This is a genomic window from Aquipseudomonas alcaligenes, from assembly GCF_003205495.1.
In the GTDB taxonomy this organism is placed as follows: domain Bacteria; phylum Pseudomonadota; class Gammaproteobacteria; order Pseudomonadales; family Pseudomonadaceae; genus Aquipseudomonas; species Aquipseudomonas alcaligenes_B.
This window is the reverse complement of the sequence record NZ_QJRX01000012.1, coordinates 39,796-46,227: the sequence shown is the minus strand read 5'-3', so window position 1 is coordinate 46,227 and position 6,432 is coordinate 39,796. Positions and strand designations below refer to the sequence as shown.

Genomic DNA, 6,432 nt, shown 5'->3' with positions numbered 1-6,432 from the left:
CATTCGACCGAAGCACCAACAGGACTCAACCACCACCCTGTCAGCCCGGCGCATTCTACTCGAATCCGCCATCCGGTCAACCTCTTTTTTCATCCAACTCTTTGATTTTCAAGGAGTTTTCCGAGAGAACTGCGACGGAAGTGGTGCGCATTATAGGGGACCAAATTTAACCGTCAACTCCTTTCTGCAAAGATCCTGCAATCTCCGTCTCCTACCTATATAGACGACAGTCTCAGGCCTGCATGATCCAACCTTCGACTCCCATGGCCGCCTGGCGCAGCGCCTCGGAGCGGGTCGGGTGCGGATGACAGATCAGCGCCACGTCCTCGGAGGATGCGGCGAACTCCATGGCCACACAGTACTCGCCGATCATCTCGCTCACGCTCGGCCCCACCATGTGCACACCGAGAATCTCGTCGGTGCGCTCATCCGCCAGCACCTTCACGAAGCCCTCGGTCTCGTGGTTGATCTTGGCGCGGCTGTTGGCGGTAAAGGGAAACTTGCCGACCCGGTAGGCCCGACCTTCCGCCTTGAGCTGCTCCTCGGTCATGCCAACGCAGGCCACTTCGGGCCTGGTGTAGATGACGTTGGGGATGACTCCATAGTTCACCTCGGCGGCCTTGCCGGCAATCTTCTCGACGCAGGCGATCGCCTCGTCCTCCGCCTTGTGCGCCAGCATCAGACCGGAAGTGACATCACCTATCACCCAGATGCCCGGTACCGAGGTCTTGTGCTGTTCGTTGGCCAACATGCCGCGCTTGTCGGTGGTGAGACCAACGCTCTCCAGACCCAGTCCCAGGGTGTAGGGGCGGCGGCCGATGGCCACCAGCACATAGTCGGCCTCCAGCACCTGGGCAGCACCACCGGTGGCCGGCTCCACGCTCAGCTCCACGCTCTCACCCTTGACCACCGCACCGGCCACCTTGCTGCCGAGCCGGAAGCTCATGCCTTGCTTGCTCAGCGAGCGCTGCAGGGTCTTGGCCGTCTCCTCGTCCAGGCCGGGGCAGATACGATCCAGGTACTCGACCACCGTCACCTCACTGCCCAGGCGGCGCCAGACCGAGCCCAGCTCCAGCCCGATGACACCCGCACCGATCACCACCAGGTGCCTGGGGACCTCGGGCAGCGACAGCGCCCCGGTGGAGTCGAGGATGCGCCGGTTGTCGATGGTCACGCCCGGCAGCGGTGTCGGCTCGGAGCCGGTGGCGATCACTATGTCCTTGGCCTGCAGCTCGTTGAGGCTTCCATCGGCCATGGTGACCTGCACCCGCCCTGCCCCGGCCAGCTTGCCCCAGCCCTTGATCCAGTCGACCTTGTTCTTGCGGAAGAGGAACTCGATGCCCTTGGTCAGCGCGGCGACGCTCTCCTCCTTCTGCTTCATCATCTGCGCCAGGTTGAGCACAGGCTTGACCTCGATGCCGAGACTGGCGAACTCCTTGCCAGCCGCCGCCTCATACAGCTCCGAAGCGTGCAGCAACGCCTTCGATGGCATGCAGCCGACATTCAGACAGGTGCCGCCGAGCGTCTCGCGCCCCTCCACACAGGCGACCTTGAGCCCCAACTGCCCGGCGCGGATGGCGGCGTTGTAACCGCCGGGGCCACCGCCGATCACCACCACATCGTATGCACTCATGAAGCACCCCTCTTCGAGTCAGCTATTGGCCGGCACGGGGGATGCACCCGCCGCGCGGCTCAACAGATGGAAGGCCGCGAAAGCCGCCGTGGCGAACAGGCCATGAAGAAGAACCATAGGCCAGGACGTGCCGTCCTGCAGCTGGCCGAGCAGGACGCCGGCCAGGGTGGCGCCCGCCATCTGCGCGAAGCCCATGAAGCCTGCCGCCAGCCCGGCGCGGTGGGCGTTGGGGATTACCGCCCCGGCCACCGAAGCCGGCAGCACCATGCCGCCGCCCACGGTGACCAGCACCTGCGGTAGCGACAGACCCAGTACCGAGAGGCCGAGCAGGCCGTGTACCAGCAGCGTCAGCGCCGCGCCGCCGGCCACCAGGGCGACGCCGATGGCAACGATGCGCTGCGGGCCGAGCTGGAGAATCTTTCTCTGGGTGAACAGGGCGCCGGCGATCAGGCCGGAGACGATGGCGCCGAAGGTCAGGCCGTACTCCGCCGCGCTCAGGCCGAGCAGCTTTATATAGGCGCTGGATGAACCGGCGATCACGCAGAACATCGCGCCATAGGTAAACGCCAGCGTCAGGGCGAAGGTGCGGACCGAGCGCCCGCGCAGCAGGTCCCGGTAATCACCGGCCAGCTTCAGCAGGCGCCCGGCCTGCGGGTCTGGATGCGCATTGCTCTCTCTATAAAAGAAGAGCACGGCCAGCAGGACCACCGCGCCGACGGACATGGCCGCCAGCACCGGCGCCTGCCAACCCCAGGCCATGGTCAGCAGGCCGCCGAGCATGGGGGCGAGGGCGATGGAGGTGAGCATGCCGATCACGGTCAGCGCCAGGGCCGGACCGGCCTGGGCCTGCCACACGTCCCGAACCACCGCCCGCGCCAGCACCAGTGCCGAGCACGCGCCCAGCCCCTGCAGCGCGCGGGCGGCGATGAACTCGGCAATATCACCGGCCAGCAGCATCGAGCCGGTCGCCAGCAGGTAGCCCAACAAGCCGGCGATCAGCACCGGTCGGCGGCCGAGGCGGTCCGACAACGGCCCCACTACCAGCTGCCCTAGACCGAAAGCCGCGACGAAGATCGACAGCGCGGCCAGGCTCGCTCCCGGCTTGGCCGCGAAGCCCTGCTCCAGCTCACCGAGTGCGGGAATCAACAGCTGGGTGGATATCTCGCCCAGTGCGGTCAGCGTCATGAGCATCAGCAGCAGGGTCTTGGACGGTTTCGGCATGGTCGTTCTCCGAGCTCGCGGCGCTTTCGAAGCGAAACCGCCATTTATATTTCGACCATAATATGAAATATTGAATTATGTCCATCATCAAAAGACGAGAGGAGCCCCTACCATGCAAGCCCAGACCCGCGAACAGACCCTGGCCATCTGGCAGGAGGCCGAGCGCGCCGCCCGCGCCCGGCTCGGCGAACCCGGCACCCTGTCGCTGAAACAGGTCAGCGAACTGAGCGCCCAGGAATTCTTCGACCGCATCGGCAGCGGCGAGCTGCCCTGCCCGCCCTTCGGCCACCTGGTCGACTTCATCCCTCTGGAGTGGCAACCGGGTCGCTTCCTGTTCCAGGGCACGCCGGACGCCCGCCACTACAACCCGCTGGGCAGCGTGCACGGCGGCTACGCGGCGACCCTGCTCGACTCCTGCATGGGCTGCGCCGTGCACACCCGGCTGCAGCCGGGCCAGGGCTACACCACCATGGACCTGCGCATCAGCTATGTGCGGGCGATCACCAACAGGGTCGGCCCACTCCGCGCCGAAGGCCGTATCGTCCACCTCGGCCGCTCCACCGCGCTGGCGGAGGGCCGCCTCTATGACGTGGACGACCGCCTGTATGCGGTCGGCTCCACCACCTGCATGATCCTCGACCTGCAAGGCTGACCGATGCGCGAGCCCGATGGCTTGCCAGCGGACTCGCTGCACCGCTCATCGCCGAACTGCCCCACAACCAATTAGATGACAACCAGCATCTATACGATCGTTTGAATTACATCTATCATTTTTTGAAGGACGGCGAATCCCGCCTCCCCAACCGACACAGGACCACAGCCATGACCTCCATCGTGATCGCCGGCTACGCCCGCTCCCCCTTCCACTTCGCCAAGAAAGGCGGCCTGATCAACCTGCGCCCTGACGACCTGGCGGCACAGGTATTGAAAGGGCTGGTCAACAAGCTCGATCTCGACCCTGGCCAACTGGAGGACGTGATCATGGGCTGCGCCTACCCCGAGGCCGAACAGGGCATGAACATAGCCCGCATCGCCAGTTTCCGCGCCGGCTTCCCCGAGACCCTGGGCGGCGCCACGATCAATCGCTTCTGTGGTTCGTCCATGACCTCGGTGCACTTCGCCGCCGGGCAGATCATGCTCGGCGCCGGCGAGGCCTTCCTCTGCGCCGGCGTGGAGTCCATGACCCGCGTCCCCATGGGCGGCTTCAACATCTCCCCCAACCCCAGCCTGATGAGCAGCTTCCCGCAGGTGTACATGGCCATGGGGCATACCGCCGAAGAAGTGGCCAAGCGCTACGCCATCGGCCGCGAGGAGCAGGAAGCCATGGCCGTCGAGTCCCACGCCAAGGCCGTGCGCGCCCGCGAACTCGGCTACTTCAAGGATGAGATCCTCGCCGTGGAGACCCCGGACGGCGTGGTCAGCGAAGACGGCTGCATCCGCCCCGGCACCAACCTCGAGGCGCTGGCCCAGCTCAAGCCGGCCTTCGGCGGCAGCGTCACCGCAGCCACCTCCTCGCCGCTCACCGACGGCAGCGCCGCCGTGCTGGTATGTAGCGAAGAATTCGCCCGTCGCCACCAGCTGGAGATCCTCGCCCGCATCAAGGCCGTCGCCGTCGGTGGCTGCGCCCCCGAGATCATGGGCATGGGCCCGGTGGTGGCGACCCGCAAGGTGTTGGAACGCGCCGGCCTGAGCATCGCCGATATCGATCTGGTGGAGATCAACGAAGCCTTCGCCAGCCAGTCCATCGCCTGCGTGCGCGAGCTGGGCCTGGACATGGCGCGAGTCAACCTGGACGGCGGCGCCCTCGCCCTCGGCCACCCGCTGGGCGCCACCGGCGCACGCATCACCGGCAAGGCCGCCGCGCTGCTCAAGCGCACCGGCGGCCGCTACGCCATCGCCACCCAGTGCATCGCCGGCGGCCAGGGCGTGGCCACGCTGCTCGAGGCCGTATAAGGCGCAGAGGGCGGTCCGGGACGCCACGTCCCGGGTCGCTCTTTCATAAGGCTCACCCACACCAGAGTCGCTCCACAGCCCGACAGGCGCGCTGACATGCCACGCCCGTGCTGCGCGATCCCGGTGTAAGATGAAGGTCAGCATTTCAATTCCTGCCTGGAACTGACCACCATGCGCTATTCCGAAGACCACAAAGCCAAGACCCACCAGCGCATCGTCGACGAGGCCGCCCTGCGCTTTCGCCGCGACGGCGTGCTGGCCACCGGACTGCAGCCGCTGATGAAGGCCCTGGGCCTGACCCACGGCGGCTTCTATGCCCACTTCAAGTCCAAGGACGACCTGGTCGAGCAGGCCCTGCAGCAGAGCGCCAACCAGCTCTCCGAAGGCCTCAAGGAGCTTGAGCAGGACCCGCAGCCACTGCAGGGGCTGATCAAGCGCTACCTCTCCGCCGCTCACTGCAAGTCGCCCGGCGCCGGCTGCCCGCTGCCGACCATGTCCGCCGAGCTGGGCCAGCGCGGCCAGCCCAGCCCGGTCACCGACCAGATCGTACGCGACCGCCTGGCACTGATCGCCAGCCATCTCTCTGGCGACGACGCGCAGAAGCAGAGCGCACTGATCCTCTCGGCCATGGTCGGCGCCCTGGTACTGTCGCGCAGCGTCACCGACCCCGAGCTGGCGGAACTGCTGCGCGCCGGTACCCGTGACCTGCTGCTGGAGCAGACGGCGGGCTGAGCTCGTTACCATAGCGGCTGCACCGACGCATAAAAAAGCCCCCGAGGTCTCGGGGGCTTTTTCTTTCCGGCCTCAGCGCTTGTAGCGCGGCGCCGCGTGATTGCGCGACAGGTTCGGGCCCAGCGCGCCGCGGGCGGCGACGAAAGCCTTCCAATCGGCGGCATCCGGCAGCGACGGGATAGTGACCAGCTCGCCCTGGTCGAAGCCGGCCAGCGCCGCATCGACCATCTCGCTCACCTCCATGATCATCTCCGGCGGCAGCTTGCTGCCGTCCATGCCGCTGCGCTCCCAGATCTCGGTGCGGGTCACGCCCGGCAGCACGGCCTGCACCTGTACCCCCTTGCCGGCCAGCTCGCTGCCGAGGGTCTGGGTCAGGCTCAGTACGTAAGCCTTGGACGCGCTGTACACGGCGTTGAACATCTCAGGCGCCAGCGCAACCACCGAGGCAATATTGATGATGGCGCCGCGACCACGGGCGGTGAATTGGGCGGCAGCCACCGAGGCCAGACGGGTCAGCGCCACCACATTGAGCTGGATCAGGCTCTCCGCCAGGTCCAGATCCGCCTCGGCCAGGGTGCCATGGGTGGCGATACCGGCATTGTTCACCAGCAGGCTGATCTCAGCATCGGCGCGCAGCCTGTCCTCGACGGCCAGCACGTCGGCCTTTTGCGTCAAGTCGGCCTTGAGCACCTCGACCTTGACCCCATGCTGCTGTGCCAGACGCCCGGCCATCTCCTCCAGGCGCGCCAGATCACGTGCCACCAGCAGCAGATCATGGCCGCGCCGAGCCAGACGTTCGGCATAGGTGGCGCCGATACCCGCGGATGCGCCGGTAATCAGCGCCTTGCCTTGTTTGCTCATGGTGATTCTCCCGAAACGAGTTGGATGACGAC

Annotated in this window: 6 protein-coding genes; 3 read left to right on the top strand and 3 right to left on the bottom strand. The window is 66.3% G+C overall.

What is annotated here, in order from left to right:
• Positions 1-232: 232 nt before the first annotated feature.
• Positions 233-1,633, bottom strand: coding sequence for a dihydrolipoyl dehydrogenase (gene lpdA / locus DMO17_RS19030; protein WP_110684054.1), 1,401 nt, complete (start codon positions 1,631-1,633; stop codon positions 233-235).
• 18 nt (positions 1,634-1,651) lie between these two features.
• Positions 1,652-2,854, bottom strand: a complete 1,203-nt coding sequence (locus DMO17_RS19025) for an MFS transporter (protein ID WP_110684053.1) — start codon at positions 2,852-2,854, stop codon at positions 1,652-1,654.
• Between the two features lie 112 nt (positions 2,855-2,966).
• Here DMO17_RS19025 and DMO17_RS19020 point away from each other — a divergent pair, with 112 nt between their 5' ends.
• The 3 genes from DMO17_RS19020 (at position 2,967) to DMO17_RS19010 (ending at position 5,539) form a co-directional block, all read left to right on the top strand.
• Positions 2,967-3,506 carry a PaaI family thioesterase gene (locus tag DMO17_RS19020; RefSeq protein ID WP_110684052.1) on the top strand — a complete coding sequence of 180 codons (540 nt, stop codon included), beginning with the start codon at positions 2,967-2,969 and terminating at the stop codon, positions 3,504-3,506.
• Positions 3,507-3,676: 170 nt separating this feature from the next.
• Positions 3,677-4,807: a thiolase family protein gene (locus tag DMO17_RS19015; RefSeq protein WP_110684051.1), complete on the top strand. Its 1,131-nt coding sequence runs from the start codon at positions 3,677-3,679 to the stop codon at positions 4,805-4,807.
• Positions 4,808-4,978: 171 nt separating this feature from the next.
• Positions 4,979-5,539: a TetR/AcrR family transcriptional regulator gene (locus DMO17_RS19010; RefSeq protein WP_110684050.1), complete on the top strand. Its 561-nt coding sequence runs from the start codon at positions 4,979-4,981 to the stop codon at positions 5,537-5,539.
• A gap of 72 nt (positions 5,540-5,611) precedes the next feature.
• Here the strand turns inward: DMO17_RS19010 and DMO17_RS19005 are convergent, their stop codons facing one another.
• A complete protein-coding gene (locus DMO17_RS19005; protein WP_110684049.1) occupies positions 5,612-6,400 on the bottom strand; it encodes an SDR family NAD(P)-dependent oxidoreductase in 789 nt (262 codons plus the stop codon).
• Positions 6,401-6,432: the final 32 nt, after the last annotated feature.